Origin of the sequence: Pseudomonas fluorescens (genome assembly GCF_001648775.1) — a bacterium.
GTDB lineage: Bacteria > Pseudomonadota > Gammaproteobacteria > Pseudomonadales > Pseudomonadaceae > Aquipseudomonas > Aquipseudomonas fluorescens_M.
The window spans coordinates 1-18825 of record NZ_LVEJ01000024.1 but is presented as its reverse complement, the minus strand read 5'-3'; the positions used below and the strand labels follow the sequence as shown (position 1 = coordinate 18825).

20 protein-coding genes and 1 pseudogene are annotated in these 18825 nt (G+C 53.3%); 15 read left to right on the top strand and 6 right to left on the bottom strand.

Annotated features, from left to right (window positions below):
• Positions 1–210: 210 nt before the first annotated feature.
• From A8O26_RS21860 to A8O26_RS21855, 3 genes and pseudogenes are all read left to right on the top strand, one after another.
• Positions 211–687 (top strand): DUF6392 family protein, encoded by a 477-nt coding sequence (locus A8O26_RS21860; RefSeq protein ID WP_064119914.1) that lies wholly within the window; start codon positions 211–213, stop codon positions 685–687.
• Between the two features lie 37 nt (positions 688–724).
• Positions 725–802, top strand: a pseudogene (locus A8O26_RS30475) (bacteriocin immunity protein); the annotation flags it as partial.
• Between the two features lie 108 nt (positions 803–910).
• Positions 911–2431, top strand: a complete 1521-nt coding sequence (locus tag A8O26_RS21855; RefSeq protein ID WP_064119821.1) for an S-type pyocin domain-containing protein — start codon at positions 911–913, stop codon at positions 2429–2431.
• A gap of 145 nt (positions 2432–2576) precedes the next feature.
• On the opposite strand, the gene A8O26_RS21850 is transcribed toward A8O26_RS21855, so the two are convergent.
• Complete coding sequence (locus A8O26_RS21850) at positions 2577–3185, bottom strand: prepilin-type N-terminal cleavage/methylation domain-containing protein (RefSeq protein WP_064119820.1); 609 nt, start codon at positions 3183–3185, stop codon at positions 2577–2579.
• Positions 3182–3628 carry a type II secretion system minor pseudopilin GspH gene (gene gspH, locus A8O26_RS21845; RefSeq protein WP_064119819.1) on the bottom strand — a complete coding sequence of 149 codons (447 nt, stop codon included), beginning with the start codon at positions 3626–3628 and terminating at the stop codon, positions 3182–3184. Before gspH ends, A8O26_RS21850 begins: the two co-directional genes overlap by 4 nt.
• Positions 3629–3748: 120 nt before the next feature.
• Between gspH and A8O26_RS21840 the strand changes: the two genes are divergently transcribed.
• From A8O26_RS21840 to A8O26_RS21820, 5 genes are all read left to right on the top strand, one after another.
• Positions 3749–4180, top strand: coding sequence for a type II secretion system protein N (locus tag A8O26_RS21840; protein WP_064119818.1), 432 nt, complete (start codon positions 3749–3751; stop codon positions 4178–4180).
• Positions 4181–4812: 632 nt separating this feature from the next.
• Positions 4813–6105: an antiviral reverse transcriptase Drt2 gene (gene drt2, locus A8O26_RS29535; protein ID WP_081265237.1), complete on the top strand. Its 1293-nt coding sequence runs from the start codon at positions 4813–4815 to the stop codon at positions 6103–6105.
• Between the two features lie 111 nt (positions 6106–6216).
• Positions 6217–7620 carry an AAA family ATPase gene (locus tag A8O26_RS29530; RefSeq protein WP_081265236.1) on the top strand — a complete coding sequence of 468 codons (1404 nt, stop codon included), beginning with the start codon at positions 6217–6219 and terminating at the stop codon, positions 7618–7620.
• On the top strand, positions 7613–8446 hold the full coding sequence (locus A8O26_RS21825) for a DUF4435 domain-containing protein (protein ID WP_064119815.1): 834 nt from the start codon (positions 7613–7615) through the stop codon (positions 8444–8446). Before A8O26_RS29530 ends, A8O26_RS21825 begins: the two co-directional genes overlap by 8 nt.
• Before the next feature lie 821 nt (positions 8447–9267).
• Entirely contained in the window at positions 9268–9627 is a 360-nt protein-coding gene (locus A8O26_RS21820; RefSeq protein WP_064119814.1) for a DUF6124 family protein, read from the top strand.
• Positions 9628–9784: 157 nt separating this feature from the next.
• Here A8O26_RS21820 and A8O26_RS21815 read toward each other — a convergent pair whose 3' ends face one another.
• Positions 9785–10327 carry a hypothetical protein gene (locus tag A8O26_RS21815; protein ID WP_253756983.1) on the bottom strand — a complete coding sequence of 181 codons (543 nt, stop codon included), beginning with the start codon at positions 10325–10327 and terminating at the stop codon, positions 9785–9787.
• 128 nt (positions 10328–10455) lie between these two features.
• Between A8O26_RS21815 and A8O26_RS21810 the strand changes: the two genes are divergently transcribed.
• Positions 10456–11172 carry a hypothetical protein gene (locus A8O26_RS21810; protein ID WP_064119813.1) on the top strand — a complete coding sequence of 239 codons (717 nt, stop codon included), beginning with the start codon at positions 10456–10458 and terminating at the stop codon, positions 11170–11172.
• A gap of 430 nt (positions 11173–11602) precedes the next feature.
• Positions 11603–11962: a DUF6124 family protein gene (locus A8O26_RS21805; protein WP_008087957.1), complete on the top strand. Its 360-nt coding sequence runs from the start codon at positions 11603–11605 to the stop codon at positions 11960–11962.
• A 157-nt stretch (positions 11963–12119) separates the two neighbouring features.
• On the opposite strand, the gene A8O26_RS21800 is transcribed toward A8O26_RS21805, so the two are convergent.
• From A8O26_RS21800 to gspI, 3 genes are all read right to left on the bottom strand, one after another.
• Positions 12120–12509 carry a hypothetical protein gene (locus tag A8O26_RS21800; protein ID WP_064119812.1) on the bottom strand — a complete coding sequence of 130 codons (390 nt, stop codon included), beginning with the start codon at positions 12507–12509 and terminating at the stop codon, positions 12120–12122.
• A 170-nt stretch (positions 12510–12679) separates the two neighbouring features.
• Positions 12680–13153 carry a hypothetical protein gene (locus A8O26_RS21795; protein ID WP_064119811.1) on the bottom strand — a complete coding sequence of 158 codons (474 nt, stop codon included), beginning with the start codon at positions 13151–13153 and terminating at the stop codon, positions 12680–12682.
• A gap of 593 nt (positions 13154–13746) precedes the next feature.
• Positions 13747–14133 (bottom strand): type II secretion system minor pseudopilin GspI, encoded by a 387-nt coding sequence (gspI, locus tag A8O26_RS21790; protein ID WP_064119810.1) that lies wholly within the window; start codon positions 14131–14133, stop codon positions 13747–13749.
• A 147-nt stretch (positions 14134–14280) separates the two neighbouring features.
• On the opposite strand from gspI, the gene gspG reads away from it, so the two are divergent.
• The 5 genes from gspG to A8O26_RS21765 form a co-directional block, all read left to right on the top strand.
• Positions 14281–14739, top strand: a complete 459-nt coding sequence (gene gspG / locus A8O26_RS21785) for a type II secretion system major pseudopilin GspG (RefSeq protein WP_007918211.1) — start codon at positions 14281–14283, stop codon at positions 14737–14739.
• Between the two features lie 8 nt (positions 14740–14747).
• Positions 14748–15707, top strand: a complete 960-nt coding sequence (gene gspK / locus A8O26_RS21780; RefSeq protein WP_064119809.1) for a type II secretion system minor pseudopilin GspK — start codon at positions 14748–14750, stop codon at positions 15705–15707.
• The gene (gene gspL / locus A8O26_RS21775; protein ID WP_064119808.1) at positions 15704–16882 is read left to right on the top strand and encodes a type II secretion system protein GspL; all 1179 of its coding nucleotides are present in this window, start codon (positions 15704–15706) and stop codon (positions 16880–16882) included. The genes gspK and gspL overlap by 4 nt, the downstream gene beginning before the upstream one ends.
• Positions 16875–17420 carry a type II secretion system protein GspM gene (gene gspM, locus A8O26_RS21770; RefSeq protein ID WP_064119807.1) on the top strand — a complete coding sequence of 182 codons (546 nt, stop codon included), beginning with the start codon at positions 16875–16877 and terminating at the stop codon, positions 17418–17420. The genes gspL and gspM overlap by 8 nt, the downstream gene beginning before the upstream one ends.
• The coding region (locus A8O26_RS21765) for a secretin N-terminal domain-containing protein (RefSeq protein ID WP_301336282.1) at positions 17417–18825 on the top strand (1409 nt) is incomplete at its 3' end. The genes gspM and A8O26_RS21765, both read left to right, overlap by 4 nt.

Here is an 18825-nt window from a genome sequence, read left to right as displayed (position 1 = left end):
ATCTCATGTCCATAGAAAATTCAGCGAAACGTATGGTGGCCGAAACAACGCTACTAGAAAAATGAATGACGCTTCGAATCTAGAAGTCGCCGTAGATAGCAACATTGACGCACTGAAATCCGGCCTCAGGGAGGCTGGGTTCAGTGATACGGATATAGCTAATGCACGATCGTCATTGCATAGGCTTCATAAAGATCAGGGGTGGTATTGATGAAGTCTTTGAGAATTAGTCAGTTGATTGCAAGCGTGGGGCTTACTTTCGAGTCTCTGGTCGCACGGGGAGTACTTGATGAGCAGCCTCTGGTGGAGCTTTATCCGGGTTGTGATTTGCAAGATCTTGAGATTGAAAACGGCGTGGAATTGACGTTTTTAGCCGAAACCAAAAAGCTGGAAAGCTTATTTATTACCTTGATCAAGACCATGCCTTTAACTGTCAGATATAAAGGTGATCTTCCAACACCTTTCGAGTTGGCTATGACACAAACCGATGCTCATGCGATTTTTGGAGTTCCCATTGAGTCTAGAGGGCCGATAAAAATGCCAATGCCAATGGGGCAGACAGGCGGTTGGGAGTCTTATCTGCTTGATCAGAAAAGTTATCCCGGTGTGAAGGTGGTATTTCAATATACCGCTGATATGAAAGTCAAAACCTTGGTGTTCACATTGATTGATAAATCGCGCGGATAATTCTGAAGGGTAAAAAGCTGTCTGATTTTACTCGAAAGCGGGATGCGAAAGCACTCCTGAAGATGCACTGCGAATAATTAAGGAGTGGCGAGCACGTCACAATAAACCGGTTTAAAACCTCAGTAAGCATATTCAAGTCGAGGACCTCTGCGACGGTATTTACTCGCCCACCGAGCGAGTGCCGTTGCTGAACGCTGCACTAATAAACAAGGAAGTTTAGGTCATGCAATTGAAACCAACCCTCAACGACTACACCGAACCCGAGTACCAGGCCTTGGTCGATAGAATCTGGGCTGTCGATTTACCAAAGGCCGATCATGATCGGTTGATCAATCATTTTGACCAGATAGCAGGTCATCCGAAGGGCGCCGATTTGCTGTTCTACCACCCTGATGACGACCCTAATCCAAACTCCGCGGGCTCTGTCGTCTATTACGTCAAGGACTGGCACCGTCAACAGGGGCGCGTGGCATTCAAGGGACAGGCCTCGCTTGCTGCGCCTGCACCACCGGCCAGTCCAGCACCGATGAATTGGGCGCAAATAACCCAACAGCGCATTGCCCAGCAATTGTTTGATAGTCAAAAAACCAGTGCCGATCTGGCTACCTCACAGCGAGCAGCAGAAGCGGCACTCGATGTTCTCGAACAAAGAATTGGCGACCTTCGCAGACATTCGAATGCTCAAACATCTGCTTCGGAGCTTGAAAAGGATTTACGCAGTGTAGAAATCGCCGAGTTCGATGCCCGTTTAGCTGTTCACGGTTACAAGTTGTGGAAAATGCGCGTTCAGTTCAAGAGAGACAATGCGCAACGTGAGGTGAATTACGCGCAAGCCGAGCGTGGGCAGTGGCAAAACATTGCCCAGCAAATTGGCGCTACCTACGACCGGTATGTGACAAGCCTGAATGCCATTAACCAGCAACTCAAGCGGCTTCAAGAAGAGGCCGAGACACTGTTGACTACGGCCCAGACTCAACTTGTAGAGCTGCGCGATCGACAGGACGCAGGACCGCCCCGGGCGCCTGTGCAGCTGTTTGCTCCGCTTGCTTGCGTCAATGCACGCCCGGCGGTATTGATCGATGGCGAACTGTCGCGCACTTTGGAATCCCATCGCGTGGATCTGCAAAAATCCATTCGCTCGGCCGTTGCGGAGTTCACGTGGCAAATCACCTCCAACGTGCAGAAGGACCAAGTTCAATATGCCGCTGTATTGCGTTTCGAGTTTCGCAGTCGCGCGGAGGTGGGTCGTTACGGAGTTTGCGTACCTTTATCCGAGTTTCTGGTGGTTGAGGGGCTGGATTGGCAATACCTTGCCGCGACGAAGGGGAACGTCGATGTCCCTTTCAGAATGAGCAGCGGCAACTATGCCGTGCCGAGCGGAACTCTGTTTCAAGGCATCAGGGAAATCAAAAGCCTGCACCAGGTGGCAATAACGCCAGTCAGCGCCACAGAACTGGAACCCGGTGTAAGAGTGCGTCCCGCAACGTGGAACGAGTCCTCGCGAACCTACAGTTTCACGGCTGATGGCAACGCCCCGTTCACGGTCATCTGGCGTCTTCCAGAAACAATGGAGACTTCCTCTCCACTGACGTCCATTGCCGATTATCGAATGAGCAGCCTCCAGTCGCCGCACACACCTTTGATAGAGTCATTTCCTGGCTCGGTCAACGTTACTTTTGATGACTATGTTGTGGTGTTTCCAAATTCGGATTTGGAGCCTGTGTATGTGATGTTCGAGGGTTAAGCTTAGCGGGAGCCCACCAATCTCTAACTGACCGCACCCAATCCCAATGTAGGAGCTGCCGAAGGCTGCGATCTTTTGATCTTGAAAACCAAAGTCAAAAGATCGCAGCCTCCGGCAGCTCCTACACAGATCGAGTGAAGCAGCCTCACTCCAACGGCCCAATCACCTGCCGATACTTCTCCACCCCCTGCGCCGTCCCCCGACTCAACCGAATCTCCAACCCCAACGGATCCTCCCGCCGATTCGCACTCAACTGCCGCCACCCCTTATCCACCTCCCAAACCCGCACCTGCACATCACTGACATCACTCAACACAGCAACCCCATTCCCAGGCGCCGGCAACGGATACCGACTCCGCGCCTCAGCCACCGCCCGATACAACGTGTCGCCCTTGACCCACCACCGCACCCGCTGCAACGCCCCCGGCTGATCCGCCGCACTCCGAATAATGTCCAGCCGAAACCCCTTACTGTCGCTACTGCGCACAGTCAGAGCGGGCGGGGCGCTCGGCGGCTCATCATCCACCCCAACCTTCTTCGGCTCGGTCAACTCAATCCCCGCCCGCATCTCCACATCCCGCTGCAACTGATTCAGCGCCCGCAACAAACCGTCACTCTGCTCACTGCTCGCCTGCAAATGACTGTCCGCCCGCGTCACACTGTCCAGCCCCCGCCAGGCAATCAAACTCACCACCGCCATCAACAAAATCGCGACCATCACCTCAATCAACGTAAAACCCTGTTGGCGCTTCATTGCAGGCTGATCCTCCCGCTGCCATCACGCAGCACACTCAAGCGATTCAACCCATCCGACAACGTCAATTGCAGCGGCGGATTGATCCACTCAGCGTTCAGCACAACCCTCTGTTTCGGCTCCACCCGCACCTCCATTTTCGGACTCTGCCAGGCACGCGGCCGCAACTGCGGATCCTGCACGAAATGATCAAACCCCTTGCCACTGTCACTGCGCCGACTAAACCGAAACCCCTTGGCATCGCTCAACCACACAATCGGCCGACCATCCGCCCGCGCCTCGGCCTGCGCGACCTGCAGCAACTGCGCCACACGCTCGGCATCCTTGCGCAGCAACTGCAACGGATCCGGCTTGATACTCAGGCTGATCGCCGCACTGGCGATGCCGATGATCACCAGCACCACCATCAACTCGATCAGCGTAAAACCCTGTTGCCTGTTCATCGCGCGCGCGCTCCTTTGCGTCCTGCGCCATCGTGCACGGCCAACATGTAAGGCGTGTGAAATAAAACGGAGAGAATTGCCGCGTAGGCTGACAGCAGGGATAAAAAGGAGATTCAACCCATGACCTTCACCGCACGCGTTTCCCCACCCCAAATGGTCCAGGCACTCGCACTGCTCGCGGCGCTGGTCGGCGTGGCGACGTGGTCGTCGCTGCTGCTGACCACCGCCGAATCCCACACCCCGGCAGCGGCCCCGCAATTGCTGGCAGCGCGCAGTGATAGCCCGGCGTTGCAGTGGTTTTCCAATCAAACGGCACCGATGGACATCAAGGTGAGCGGGGTGATGGCGGGGAGTCGGGGGGCGGTGGCGATACTGAGCCTGAACGATGGGCCGCCGAGGAGTTTTTTGCAGGGGGAGAAGGTGGGGCCTGGGGTGAAGTTGGTGGCGGTGGAGGGGGATGGGGTGGTGATTGAGCAGGGTGGGGAGAGGGTAAGGTTGGGGGTGGAGAGGTTGGCGGAGGGGGTGGAGTTGCCTAGGTTGGTGAGGCCTTGATTTGCGAGGGTTGAAGGCAATTATCCTCGTGTTTTAGTTGTTGTGGGGCGTTCGGGATTGTCGAGAATGTACTTGGTTGCATTTGGTCTGAAGAAGCCTTTCGTGAATGTACGCTTTCGGTCGATAGTAGCCAGTCGGAGGTGTCTAGGAAAAATATGGACGATTTAAGTATCGGATTCACTATGGCAATGTTTGCACTTTAGTAAGCATGTGGAGTATTACCATCTTAGAGTGCGGCATCGCATTTTTCGATATAAAACAATGATATATGGAAGGATCTTGGTTTTGTGGCGGGGATGGGTGAAGAATTATGAGTCACGCCCTAGGCGTGATCATATTCCTTGTGCTAGATTCATAAGGCTTGTGGCATTAGGCCATGAGGTGGATCACAAGTTGTCAAGCCACCCATGATTATTTATCAGCGGGATACACATGGCGAACAACAGCACGCGGAATCTCTTCATTGAGAACCTCCAAATGTAATCGTGATACTGACACTATACGTCAACTCTAGCAATACGCGGCCTAGTCTGAAAAGATGGATAATGTTTAGAGCATTAAGTTTAGCCGGTGGGGCGGTTCAGGGATTGCCGCCATCCTAGTCCCACCGGTTGGCTTATCAAGGTATGAGCATGGATGAGTTGCTGTGGTATAAACCTAGAAAATATCTTCACTTTGATCGTCCTGTTGGTCAGAAAGCCGCATTAGATTACGTTTCATCTCCTCAAAAAGTTGCAGCTCATTCGTTTTATCCTTTTATTACCTACACTTCGGTGGTCTTGAAATATAGATTAGATAATGATCGTGGTGTGTTTCTCAAGAATCTTAAGCCTAGGCCGATAAGTTACGCTGCTCATTTGGATTCTCACATATATGCTTATTATTGCTTCCTTTTAAATCAGCTGTACGAGAAGGAGTTGGTGCAACGTGGTTTGCATACTTCTATACTGGCTTTTCGCTCCATTGATGGGAAAAGTAATATTCATTTTGCAAATGATGCGTTCTGCGAAATCAAGGCTAAGGGACAGTGCTGCGTTCTTGCATTTGATGTTGAAAAGTTTTTTGATCGTCTTAATCATTCTCGGTTGAAGGCGGCTTGGGCTAAATTATTAGAGGTTGAAAAGCTTCCGGCTGACCATTTTGCTGTTTTTAAAGCGATCACTAAGAGTTCTTGTGTTGATAAGGTCGCTCTCTATAGTAAGCTCGGAGTGTCGATCCATAATCCACGAGTTGAGGATAAGCGCCTCTGTTCGGCTAAGCGATTCCGTGATGATGTAAGAGGTGGAGGGCTTGTTGCTATCAATCCTGAGTCACGAGGAATTCCGCAAGGTTCTCCCATAAGTGCGCTTCTTTCCAATATATATATGTTGGAATTTGATCTCGCTTTACTTTCTAAGTTGTCCTTGACCGAGTCGGTCTTTTATCGTTATTGCGACGACATACTTGTCATATGTGACTCAGAAAAGGAAGATGAGATTTATGAGTTTGTGAATGATGAAATTAGAAAGCTGGGGTTGAATTTGCAGGAGAAGAAAACGGAAATTAGGCAGTTTTCGTTCGATGCCGCTGGCAAGCTCAGTTCTGATAAGCCGGTGCATTACCTTGGCTTCTCGTTTGATGGGCAGCGTGAGCATATTCGCTCATCTTCGATAACGAGATACTATAAAAAGCTTCGAAAGCGTATTTGGGTAAGTAAGAAGGCAATGGATCGATGCAATGAGCTCCGGGCTGGAAGAGGGGAACCTCCACGGGAGCTTTTTCTTCGTACTATCTATCGAGGCTATAGCTACCTTGGGCGCAGGAATTTTATTTCATATGGGTTCAGGGCTGCAAATATTATGGATTCCCAATCTATTAGGAAACAGTTGCGTTCCCATTGGAAAAAGCTAAATAAGCTTTTGGCTGATGCTAGATCAAGTGGTTAATCAATATCTGTATAGCTTCTGAACAGAAACGGGGTATAAAAATGATGCGAGGATCTTTTTTTAAAAAATACACCCGTCTCATTTTTTAGATTTTATAAGGAGTTATTAGTAGTGACTAGGATTACAGAGTTTTATGTTGAGCATTTATATGGGCTGTACAATCACCAAATAGATCTTGATCATCCTGACGGCATATCAATACTTCATGGGCCAAATGGTGTTGGCAAAACCGCTGTTTTAAAATGCATAAGTTATATTTTTTCATCGAATTTTGAAGATCTTATTAAGATTCCATTCAATAAGGTGAGTATTACGTTAAGTAATGCGATGCGCATATTGGTCACGCAATTGAAAGTCACCTCTTCAAATGGTGGCGGAAAGGAATCATTACCAACAGGAAAATTAGAGGTTATAATTTTTTCAAATGAAAAATTATTAGTTAGGCATACGTTTAATACTATTTCGCAAAATCGATCCAATCTGTCGCGATTCTACAGTAATATCGCTGCCTCGGCCCACGCTGCTTCGGCGGTAGAGACTTATCGAAGTTATTTAGAGAGTAAGAGTTATGTTGAGAGTCATCCCGACTTGGATGTGAGTGATGAATTTTTGTTGGATGATAAGGGTATTGTTTTACAGGAAAATGTAAAGACCAGAAAAAGATCTGGTTCTAAGGCTGTGAAAGACATATTAAACGCATTTCCTGTGCACTTCGTAGAAACCAATAGATTGTATCGATCGACTATTGAGCCGAGCCCGAATGCGAATATTGGAGTGATTGGTGTTAAATCCAGTAAAATGACACCGACTGTACATGAATGTGCTCGAGATTTAGTAGCGCACATAAATTCAGCGTTAAAAAGTTATGGTGCGAACGCACAAAAACTGGATCAATCATTTCCGCACAGATTTATTTCAGAATCCCAGCCTCCAATGGATATTGACGAATTAAAAGTCAAGTTTAGCGAGACAGTTAATAAGCTCAGAGATCTACGAGCTATAGGATTGCTTGAGGCGGAATCTGTCCAGCCTTTCGATATTAAAAGTTTTGATGCTATAGATTTTAACAAGCTTGAAATAATGAGTTTATTTGTTAGAGATAGTCAGCTAAAGCTCACGGTGTTTGATAGCTTATTGGCACGAACTCAGCTTCTCTTAGGTAGCATGGAGAAAAAATTTAGGAATAAACGAGTTCTTTTAAGCAAGGCTAGAGGCCTTTATGTGAAACTCGATTCAGGCGACGAACTACCTTTAGAGTCTTTGTCTTCTGGTGAACAGCATGAACTGGTTCTTATGTATGAGTTGTTGTTTAAGGTGCCGTCCGGCACGCTTGTTCTTATTGATGAGCCTGAACTTTCTTTGCATGTGAGTTGGCAGAAAGCTTTTTTGCCAGAATTGATTTCAGTGGCAAAGGAGGTAGGATTTAGCGCGGTAGTCGCTACACATTCTCCGTTTATTGTCGGGGGGCGTCATGACTTGATGTCTGCCTTGGATGCGGAGCTTGATGATGAATGACTGGGATAAAAATGTAGGAATTATAGTTTCTGAAATAATCATGATGGAGACTAGCTCAAAGGGGCTTTACTGGTTGCTCGAAGGTCCGAGTGATATTCGATTTTTTGAAGCCAGAAAAAGGCCTGAGGTCGAGCTCATAGTGAGTGGAGGCAAACGAAACGTAATAGGTTCAATACAAGCACTGAATGAAAATCCTGTTTCAGAGCGAATGCTTGGCATCGTTGATGCGGATATTGATTGGCTGTTAGAAGTCGGCTCAATGCCAAGTAATGTGATAACTACGGATCCAAGAGATTTAGAAGGTGTTCTACTAAGATCAAGTGCATATATTAAGGTTTTGGCAGAGTTCTCGGACCCAGTAAAAGTTAAAGCATTTGAAGAGCGGAAGAAATGTACCGTTCTTGAATATGTACGTGACGTAGCGATGCACTTTGGTAAGATTAGAGCAGTCAATGATCTAAACGGCGGAGTTTCGCTAAGAAAATTTGGGCCCCAAGCTTTCATGCAGAAGGGGGCGTGGGTATACGATGTTGAGAGTGCGATTCGCACTGCGGTTGAAAAAGGAGTTTGTGTTTCGGTTGATGATTTAAATGCGAAAGTTCAAGGTTTGCCAGAGGTTGATCCTTGGAGTTATGTAAGAGGTCATGATGCAGTAAATATTCTTGCGGGCGGGATGGTTAGTGAGATAGGGCGGGGTGGGAAAGTTGACTCTGATAGAATTGAAAGTGTATTAAGATCTGGTATAGAGGAGGTTGAGTTTCGCGAAACTAAACTTCATCGCTCAATTGCAGCATGGCACCTTTCTAGGGGGGCTTCTGTTACTTAATGGCGTTTTCGCTTGCTGTTATAAAACATTTTAAACTTTCAGAAGTATGAAGGGTTCAGGCGTGATCGAGAGATTTTCTCAAGATAAAACGAGAGCAATTCTTCGATAGCAGCCTATGGAAATGATCAAGCGTCCGAAAGGCAATTATAGGTAGATCTAGTGCAATGAAGGCTGCGTTCGTGGGATGCTCGTCCTGGAATTCATTGGTCGCAAAGCGGCCATAGTATTGAGCTAGTCAGCTATGCACGACATTGAGATGTGCCGGTAAAAATAGAACCTTTCTTATGGTCGGAGTTGTCAATCAGTTCTGCCGAGTTCGGCGAAGTTCTTTCCAACTATAGAATTGCTGAGCTCATACTTTACGTCTTGATCTCTATGATCATTTCCACGGAACCCTGGGAATTCGCTAATATTGGGTATAAGTGACGGTTCTGTTTAATGGAAAGGTGACGCAGTGAGGCGCCGATAAACACCAACGTTTAAAAAGACATCTCCAAACACTCTTCCAGGCTACACATGCTTGCGCCTTTGCCTACAGCTACGCCAGAATCCGCCGGCTTGTGCGCTTTTGGGTCGGATTCTATTGTGGTCCGGTCGCTGACGAATCAGCGATCGGGTTTGGTAGCCCGGCTTAGACTTGGCGCATAGCGTCACTCGATACAGGCCTTTTTGGGGCTGTGTATTTATGGTGGCCATGCGCAGGGCGTCTTCGGGCGCGCCGGTTCTCCAAGTCACCGGTCTACCAACCTTCGTATGGCCACCACCCCTTCGTTTGGTAGCGAAAGATGATGGCTCCTTTTCTATGATTTGGAGATTCACTCATGATCAAACCAACACCCAACCCGCCCGAAACCGCCTCGGTTTCCCCCTACGAATCCATCGATTCCAAAAAACTCCACGAAGCCGCCGACCGCGCGCTGGACCATTACCTCTGTCCGCCCGGTTCCACGCCGCCCCCACGTAAAAACCGTGGGATGTACGCCGTGACGGCGGACAACAAAACCGAAGAACTGCTGGTCGATGCCAGTGCAACACTCGCTTCGGCCAAAACCATCGCCCAGAACGTCTCCAGCCTGTTGCCGGCGTCGCAGCGCCATGCGCTGGCGGGGATTGCGCAGTTGATCATGCTCGGGGAGTTGGCTGTGAATCGGGCGTTGGATAATTTGCAATTGCCGGGTTGATGCGCGTGCCGGGATCACCTAGTGATTGATCGGGTGTTCATTCTGGCGCCTTCGCGAGCAGGCTCGCTCCCACAGGGTTTTATGCTGATTGCAGGTGTTGTGTACGATGCTGAAACCTGTGGGGGCAGTTGATTATTACCGTGCTGTCTTCGTGTGGTTATTGAGGCGCTTCAGGACATTCGCGGGTCCATCGCGTCACGGTCATGTCATTGAATTGCTCACCGATGGTATCGACGCGTAGGCAAGCGCCTTTCTTCGCGTAGTACAAGATGCAGCGCGAGCTATCAAACGAGCAGGTATCCAGTTCGAAGAACTTGCGTGTAGCCAGCTCCTTCTCCACGCCACTGTATTCGTAGCCGTCGTTGGTATGCATCCGCGTCGGCTTCCAGCCTTGTTTGATCAGCTTTGCCTTGGCCGCTACCAAACGTTCACCGACGATGATGCCTGCGCTTGGGGCCTCTGAGCTATCGGCAAACGCTATGCTGATACCGATGCAGTAAAGTGCGGAAAGTACGAGGATCGACGCTTTCATTTGATAGTTTCTCCAGCCGATTTCTAGCTCGACAAAAACTCCGGATACCCGGCGGAAGGGGGCGTGGGATTGTTTATTGCCTAGGCCTTCGGCACGCGCCGCCCACCTTATCGCTGCTTTCGCCATCGCGCCCAGAGTAATTAGGGACTGGTCTATTTTCTGAAACAACCAATACGTCCCCAAAGGCATACCGAAGGCACGTAGACCAACTACTCTAATCGACCGAGTAGCCGAAATTTCGCTGATAAACTGATTTCCAACGTATGCCTGTAGCCGCCAATTAGCCGGGAGTTGAGATGGAAATCAAAGAGTTTTGCGTCGCTCATGGATTTGATTTGAGCGGCAGTGGAGTGGCATCGGGAGGCGGAAGTTTTGGAATGACAGATCTGAAAATTTCTCCGATTGAATTTTTGACTTTGGCGGAAGACGATTTTGAACGGGGCGGTTTGGCAGCCCTTGTTAACGCAACGACTAACGTGAAACGCGCCATTGTCGGACAGCTTGATCAGTTGTTGATCTCTTTTGGCTATCCTTCACTTAGATGGAACGTGCCGAAGAAGATCGAGCGAGTAAGGGCACTAGGGTTATTGGCACCCAGTCTGCTGCGTAAAGTTGTCGATATGCGAAATTTTCTTGAGCACGAGTACGCGACACCTGAGCTCAAAAACGTTGAGGAGGCGTTGGATATCGCGAGTCTCTTTGTGATGTCTGCTTCGGCGATGTTCATTCCTTTCGATGATGTTCTGGAGTTTTCACGATCTGAGCTCCCTGTGTCGGATAGCTCTGTCACACATCTCACGGCGGGGTTGAGTCGGGAGGATTCGGGCAGGGTTTTTTACACTGTTTACGCGTATGAACCTGGCGATTACGCCGGACATTGTGTTGGGCAATGCCAGATTCAATCAGGTCATGTCCTATTTGAGGCAATGGTGAAGCTTTCCGCATCGCTGATGCTTCGATACAAAGTAAACCAAGCACTCAGTGATTTCGAAGCTGCCTATGCCCGGTTATGAGTGCTCGTTATTTTTTAACCGGGGGAAAGGGCTTGACCCAGTTAAGGGGGAGAGCTGCGCAGCAAGGCCCCGATAAACGCCAGTGTTTAAAAAGACATTTCCAGTCACTCTCTCAGGCTACATATCCTTGCGCCTTTGCCTACAGCTACGCCAGAATCCGCCGGCTTGTGCGTTTTGTACCTGGTCTTTATCGTCTACGTGTCGCTGGCAACCCAGCGACCGGGTTTAGCGACCTGACCAGGTATAAGTACAACGACGCTCCAGTTTGTCGCAGACGTTTGCGATGACGATATGGTGGCTGTGCGTGGGAGACCTTCGGGTCTGCCGGGTCTTATACCTCTCGGTTCGCTAACCCGCGTACAGCTGCCACCCTTACTTGTTTAGCGACAGGTGTTGGTGGTTCCACCAGGTATAAATTTGGAGCTTCACCATGATCAAACCAACACCCAACCCGCCCGAAACCGCCTCGGTTTCCCCCTACGAATCCATCGACTCAAAAAAACTCCACGAAGCCGCCGACCGCGCGCTCGACCATTATCTCTGTCCGCCCGGTTCCACGCCGCCGCCACGTAAAAACCGTGGGATGTACGCCGTGACGGCGGACAACAAAACCGAAGAACTGCTGGTCGATGCCAGTGCAACACTCGCTTCGGCCAAAACCATCGCCCAGAACGTCTCCAGCCTGTTGCCGGCATCGCAGCGCCATGCGCTGGCGGGGATTGCGCAGTTGATCATGCTCGGGGAGCTGGCGGTGAATCGGGCGCTGGATAATTTGCAATTGCCGGAGTGATGCGGGTGCCGGGATCACCTGGTGATTGATCGGGTGTTCATTCTGGCGCTTTCGCGAGCAGGCTCGCTCCCACAGGGTTTTATGCTGATTGCAGATGTTGCGTACGACGCTGACACCTGTGGGAGCAGTTGATTAGTACCGCGCCGTCTTCGTGTGGTTATTGAGTCGCTTCAGGACATTCGCGGGTCCATCGCGTCACCGTCATGTCATTGAATTGCTCTCCGATGGTATCGACGCGTAGGCAAGTTCCTTTCTTCGCGTAGTACAAGATGCAACGCGAGCTATCAAACGAGCAGTTATCCAGTTCGAAGAAACTGCGTGTAGCCAGCTCCTTCTCCACGCCACTGTATTCATAGCCGTCGTTGGTATGCATCCGCGTCGGCTTCCAGCCTTGTTTGACTAGCTTGGATCTGGCCGCGGCCAAACGCTCACCGGCGACGATGCCTGCTGGCCCGCGATTGTCGTTTGGCGCCTGTGAGTCATCGGCAAACGCTGCGCTGATACCCGTGTAATAAAGTGCGAAAAATACGAGGGTCGAGGCCTTCAATTACAGTTCCTATAGCCGATTTTAGCTCGACAAAAACTCCGGGTCCTCGGTATGAGGTTGCGGAGGATGGTGATTCTTGGTGCCAGCCCTTCGGGACGTGCTGCCACCCTTGTTGCTGCTTTCGGCCTAGCGCCGAGCCTAGTGAAAGTGACCTGGGTTATTGCCTGCTTCTATTTATTCGTTCCTGTGATTCTTCTTCCGGTGCAATGAAAGGCTGCCACCAGAAAATCCTTGAGCGACCACGCCCAAAGACCCAGAAGCATGCAGATCACCAAAAAAGTGAAATATTGATGAAAGTCCGTACGGGGCACTTTTTGGCTGGTTATTCCAACCAGCCCGAGGCTTATCAGGCTGACGCAAAGAAAACTCAGACATCGTAAGGCGAGATAGCAAAGGTCTCTGAAGTTAATCGTGGATACCCAGTTTTTTGCAGATTCAGAAAATAAAGCCGACCACACCAGATGAAACAGACTTGCGTAGATAAAGCTCAGGCTTAGGCGTTCTGCTACATCAGCGCCGGAGCTCAGGAAAATTTGTGAATAGAAATGGTCGAGAAACACACCTACGGGACGCATGAGGTCGAGGAAAGGAAACAGAGCAACCCCACCTGCGAGATAAACGGCTAAAAAAGCGATGACTTTCATCTCGCACTCCGTTGCTTTAGTTACCAGGTCGATTTCGTGTCAGATCGGTTTTTTGCGTTCTATGCATCAACCTCGGTATCGGCATTGCCTGACTATTTTTTCAGCTATGTAAGTCAACAGCATAGTCATCCTGACCACTTTCGGTAACTCAGTCGCTGGACGTCAGAAGGGTAGAGGGCCAGACAGAGGCGCGCGGTTTTCGGCGAGCGGCGGAGGTTGGGCATTTAGCTAGGGGTAAGCGGGGATAAGTGGACGGATCTACCTGGGAAGGCTGACGGAGTTCTGTCTCGATAAACACCAACGTTTAAACTGGAAGAGCTTGGCGATTATGGCTTTGGTGATTCTGGGACTTTGCGAGTAGAAGCGGCCCTCACCCCAGCCCTCTCCCGGGGGGAGAGGGGGCCGACCGAGATGTCTTGCGGGGTACGTCGACCTGGAAGACCTTGGTGATTATGGCTTTGGTGAAAGACCTTCGATTTGCTTTGTGAGCTTGGCGAATTTGGATTCAATGAAAGACGTTCAAGTCGGTGTAGCTCTCGAATATCCCCGAATCAGTTCCCTCTACCTCTGGGCGGTCCGACGTTTCGGGAGGGCTAGGGTGAGGGGCTTTCCGTTCGGGACATCAATGTCTCCAGCCTGGCCAACGGCGGCGCATCCTGGTTGCGGTCAAACACCTGAATCCCAACCTTGAGCAACCGCCCATTTTCCGCCGCACCAATCACCTGCTCACATCGCAACAACAACCGCCCCTGATCACACTCCTGCGCTTTCATCCCCATCGGCAACCTGCCTTCCAGTCGCAACTCCGCCATCCGACTCTGCGCCGCAATCATCGCCACCGACCGATCCCGCAAAATCCCGCTGCTCTGCGTCATCAACCCCGCCACTCGCACAGCTGCCGACATCGCCACGGCAATAATCGCCAGCGCCACCAGCACCTCAATCAACGTGAAACCCGCTTCCCGCGAACGCGCACGCATAAACCGCCCAAAACCAAAACCCAGCCCTCGACGCTAACCCCCGTCCTTGACGGCTTGACGACGAAAACACCCGAGGATTTTCAACATCCCTGACATATCTTCTTGCAACACTGCGCGTCGAATCGAATCAAGCCAGGGAATGTCGAGATGGATATCGCACCTTTCAAATCGCTTCAGCAACCGTTGCGCACGCCGCGTGGTCAGCAGGGTTTTACCCTGATCGAGATCATGGTGGTCGTGGTGATTCTGGGGATTTTGGCGGCGATGGTAGTGCCTAAGGTGCTGGACCGGCCGGATCAGGCGCGGGCGACGGCGGCGAAGCAGGATATTGGTGGGTTGATGCAGGCGTTGAAGTTGTATCGCCTCGATCACGGCACTTATCCGAGCATGAACCAGGGGCTGAAGGTGTTGGTGGAGCGGCCGGCGGATGCGAAGAACAGCAATTGGCGCTCGTACCTGGAGCGCTTGCCGAACGATCCGTGGGGGCGGCCTTATCAGTACCTCAACCCCGGCGCGAATGGCGAGATCGACATCTTTTCCCTCGGTGCCGACGGTCAGCCGGACGGCGACGGCGTGAATGCCGATATCGGTTCCTGGCAGTTGTAAGGCCGGCCATGAACAGCCGCTCGCCTGAGGGGGCGAAGCAACAGGGCATGGCGATTATCAGCGCGTTGTTGATTGCGGCCGTGGTGGCGGTGATTGCGGCGGGCATGTTGACGCGCCAGGGCGTGTCGACCCGTGCGCTGGAGGCGGATCAGCAGCGTGTGCAGGGACGCTGGGTGGTGCTGGGCGGGTTGGAGATCAGCCGTCAATTGTTGTGGGACGCACGTCAGCGCGACCCGTTGACCCGGCTCGATCAGCCGTGGGCGCAGCGTCTCTCCGCGCAAGGTTTTGAAGGACGACTGGAGGATGAGCAGGGCAAGTTCAACCTGCGCAATCTGGTGGCCAATGAGCGGGTCGATGAGGCGCAGGTGGCGGCGTTTCAGCGCTTGTGCGAGTTGATCGGAGTCAGCGCCGGGTTGAGTCAGCGCATCAGTCAGCGGGTGATTGCGTCCTACCCACGACTGCTGAATGCGCAGATCGCCGAGGCGCCGAAAAGCGGTTTCGACAGTGGCCGCGCGACGTCGCCAAGGGCTTCACACAAACCGCAGAATCCGACGCTGCCGATGCTGCGCAGCATCGATGATTTGCGTGGTGTCGACGGCGTGAATGAGGCGGTGATGGGCAAACTGGCGCCGTACCTGACGGTGATTCCCGCGACGACGTGGCTCAACGGCAACACCGCCACCGCGCCGGTCTTGGCCGCGTTTGTGCCGGGGCTGTCGCTGGAGCGTGCCAATGCGCTGATCGCCGAGCGTGATGCCGGGCGCTGGTTTATCAACCGTGGCGATTTTGTTAACCGCTTGCGCATGCCGCAACTGGAGCTGACCAGCGTCAAGGTCGGCATCACCAGTGACTGGTTTCGCCTGCGCGGTGAGGCGCGGCGCGATCAGCGTCGGGTCAGCCTTGAGGCGTTGTTGCATCGCAGTCAGGACCGCTTGCCGCAGGTGATCTGGTCGCGGGTGGGCGTATGAGCCAGTTGAAAGTCGCGTTGCCGCCCTTGGCGGAACTGGATTTGCACAGTGAGTTGCACTGCGCGTGGCTGGATCGTCAGGGCCAGGTCACGCGGGAAGATCGCCTCAGTCTGAGCCAGTTGAGCCAGCAGTCGAAACTGCCGCCGCTGATGTGTTTTCTGCACCCGGCTGACAGCCTGTTGGCGAGTCTCGATTTACCGCCGCTGCCGGCCAACAAGATTGTCGCGGCGGTGCAGTGTGCGGCGCAGGCGTTGATGCTGGGCGACAGCAGCGAGATGCACATCGCGCACAGCTCGCGGGACGAGGCCGGGCAGGTGCAGATCGCCTGGGCGCCTCGGCAGGCGTTGTTGCGCTTTGGCCAGTTGCTGAAAAGCGCTGGGCTGAACCTGCGCGGACTCTACCCGGCGCCTTACAGCTTGCCGGTGCTACCGGGCACCGTTGCTTGCGTGCAGGATGGGCATTTGTTGTTGCGCGATAGCGTGCAAGTGGCGCGGGTGCAGCCGTTGTTCGATGACGGCCTCGACGGTGTCGTGTGGGAACCGGGTGCGACTGTGCACTGGATCGGGGATCAACCACCGACGGGTGCTGAATTGCCGATGGCGGATGCGCAGCGCTGGACCGGGCCGTTACCCGGTTGGGGAATGCATGGCGCGGTCCAGCAGCAAAAAACCGAGCATCGCGGCTGGGGCAGGGCGATCGCCCTCTCAGCGTTGGCCGTGGCGGTTTGGGTGATCGGTTTGAATCTGTATGCCGCTCGCGAGGCCGGGCAGGGCCAGCAGTTGAAAGCCCAGATGAACCTGCGGGTTAAGCAGACCTTTCCCGAGTTGCCGGTGATCCTCAACCCGTTGCAACAGGCGCGTCAGCAACTGGCGGCGCGGCAGAAGGGCGCGGCGGATGATCCGGCGCAGACGTTCAATCGTCTGGTGTTGCAGGCGGGCAGCGGCATGCAGTCGATGGCTGGCAGTGTCGAGCGGCTGACATTTGTCGACGGCGTCTTGCAACTGAGTCTGCTGAGTGAAGCCCGTCGTGGCGGCAATGATCAGGAGTGGCAAAGCACCTTGGCGCAGGCCGGTATCAGCGTGACGGCAGACGACGAGGGCTGGACCTTGCGTCCGGCCACTGAAGCCAGCCCAAGTGAAAGCGATGACAGCGGCGGAGCAGAAGAAGATGAATAAGGCCTCGCTCGCGGTTTATCGCGCCAAGTGGCAACGCTTTAACGCTCAGCTGCAGGCGCGGTGGCAGCCGTTGGCCCTGCGTGAAAAACGCATGGTCGCCGGCATGGCCATTGCGCTGATCGGCCTGCTGCTGTGGGTCGCGCTGGTCCAGCCGCCGCTGAAGAAAATCGCTTATTGGCAAGCCGAAACGCCAAAACTGCGCGCCCAGACCGAAGCGCTGGAGGTGCTGCTGCGCGAAGTCAGCGTGCGCCCGGATGGGCAAAGCGTGGCGCAGTCGCTGGAGCAAACCCTTCAGGCCAGCGGCCTGGCGGGGCATTACCAATTACAGGAGGCACAGGGCGCCTGGCAATTGACCTTTGACGCGGCGCCGGCCGATGCCGTGCTCGACTGGCTGTTGAGCAACCCGGCACAACTTTCTCTGCAAGTGGTCGAGGCCCGTTTGCAACGCGCAGACAACCCCTCGACCGAAGTCACCGCCGGCACTTTGTCAGGCACCGTTCGCATGGATCAGGCGCTGGGCGCTAAGGAAGCTTCATGAAGGGGTCAGGATCCAAACCGGCACGTCTGGCGTTGCCGATGCTGCTGATGGCATTGAGCGCGTGCAGCAACACCACCACACCACAGAATCAGCCGCCGTTGCTGGTCGACAGTGAACTCGGGCGGCCGCTGGCCAACACCCAGCGCAGCGGCGACGCGGTGCTCGACCGCGAACGTGCGCAGGCCCAAGCGCGCCCTGTGCCGAAGCAATTGCACAACATCAGCAAGAGTGCGCGTAGCGGTGCGGCGGCTTCGGGCATTGCCTTGCCGAGCAATCCGTTGGGCGATCAACCGGTGACGCTGAATTTTGTCGACGCCGATATTCAAGCGGTGGTTCGGGCGTTAGCACGTTCGACCGGGCAGCAGTTTTTGGTCGACCCTCGGGTCAAGGGCACGTTGACGCTGGTCTCGGAAGGTCAGGTGCCGGCGCGGCAGGCTTACGACATGTTGTTGGCGGCGTTGCGCATGCAGGGTTTCAGCGTGGTTGATGTTGGCGGTGTCGCGCAGGTGGTGCCGGAGGCGGATGCGAAGTTGCTCGGCGGGCCGATTTACAGCGCCGACAAACCGGCGGGTAACGGCATGCTCACCCGCACGTTTCGCCTGCAATACGAGAACGCGGTGAACCTGATTCCGGTGCTGCGGCCGATTGTTTCGCCGAACAATCCGATCAACGCTTACCCCGGCAATAACACCATCGTCATCACTGATTACGCCGAGAACCTGACCCGCGTTGCGCAGTTGATTGCGAGCATTGATTCGCCGAGTGCGATCGACACGGATGTGGTGCAGATCCAGAACGGCATCGCTGCCGACATTGCGCCGATGGTCGCGGATTTACTCGATGCGCCGGGCAATGATCCGACGCAGAAAATCGCCGTGATTGGTGACCCGCGTTCCAACACCATCATCATTCGCGCTGGCAGCCCAGAGCGCACGGAGCTGGCGCGTAATCTGATCTACAAACTGGATAACGCGCAGAGCAATCCGAGCAATCTGCACGTGGTTTATCTGCGTAACGCGCAAGCGGCGAAACTGGCGCAGGCCTTGCGTGGTTTGCTGACGGGTGAGAGTGACAGCGGCACCAGTGACAGTGCGCGTTCGGTGCTCAGCTCGATGGGCAGCAGCACCGGTGGCAGCGCTGGGCAGAACGGCCAGAGCAGCACGCAAAGCAGCGGCACTGCATCGACTAACAGCAGCGGCAGCACGGGCGGCAGTTACGCGCAGGGCAGCAGCGGCAGCGCAACCGGCAGCGGCGGTACGCAGAACAGCGAACAGAACGTCGCCTTCAGTGCCGGTGGCGTAACCATTCAGGCCGACGCCACCACCAACACTTTGCTGATTTCCGCGCCGGAGCCGTTGTATCGCAACCTGCGCGAGGTGATCGATCTGCTCGACCAGCGCCGTGC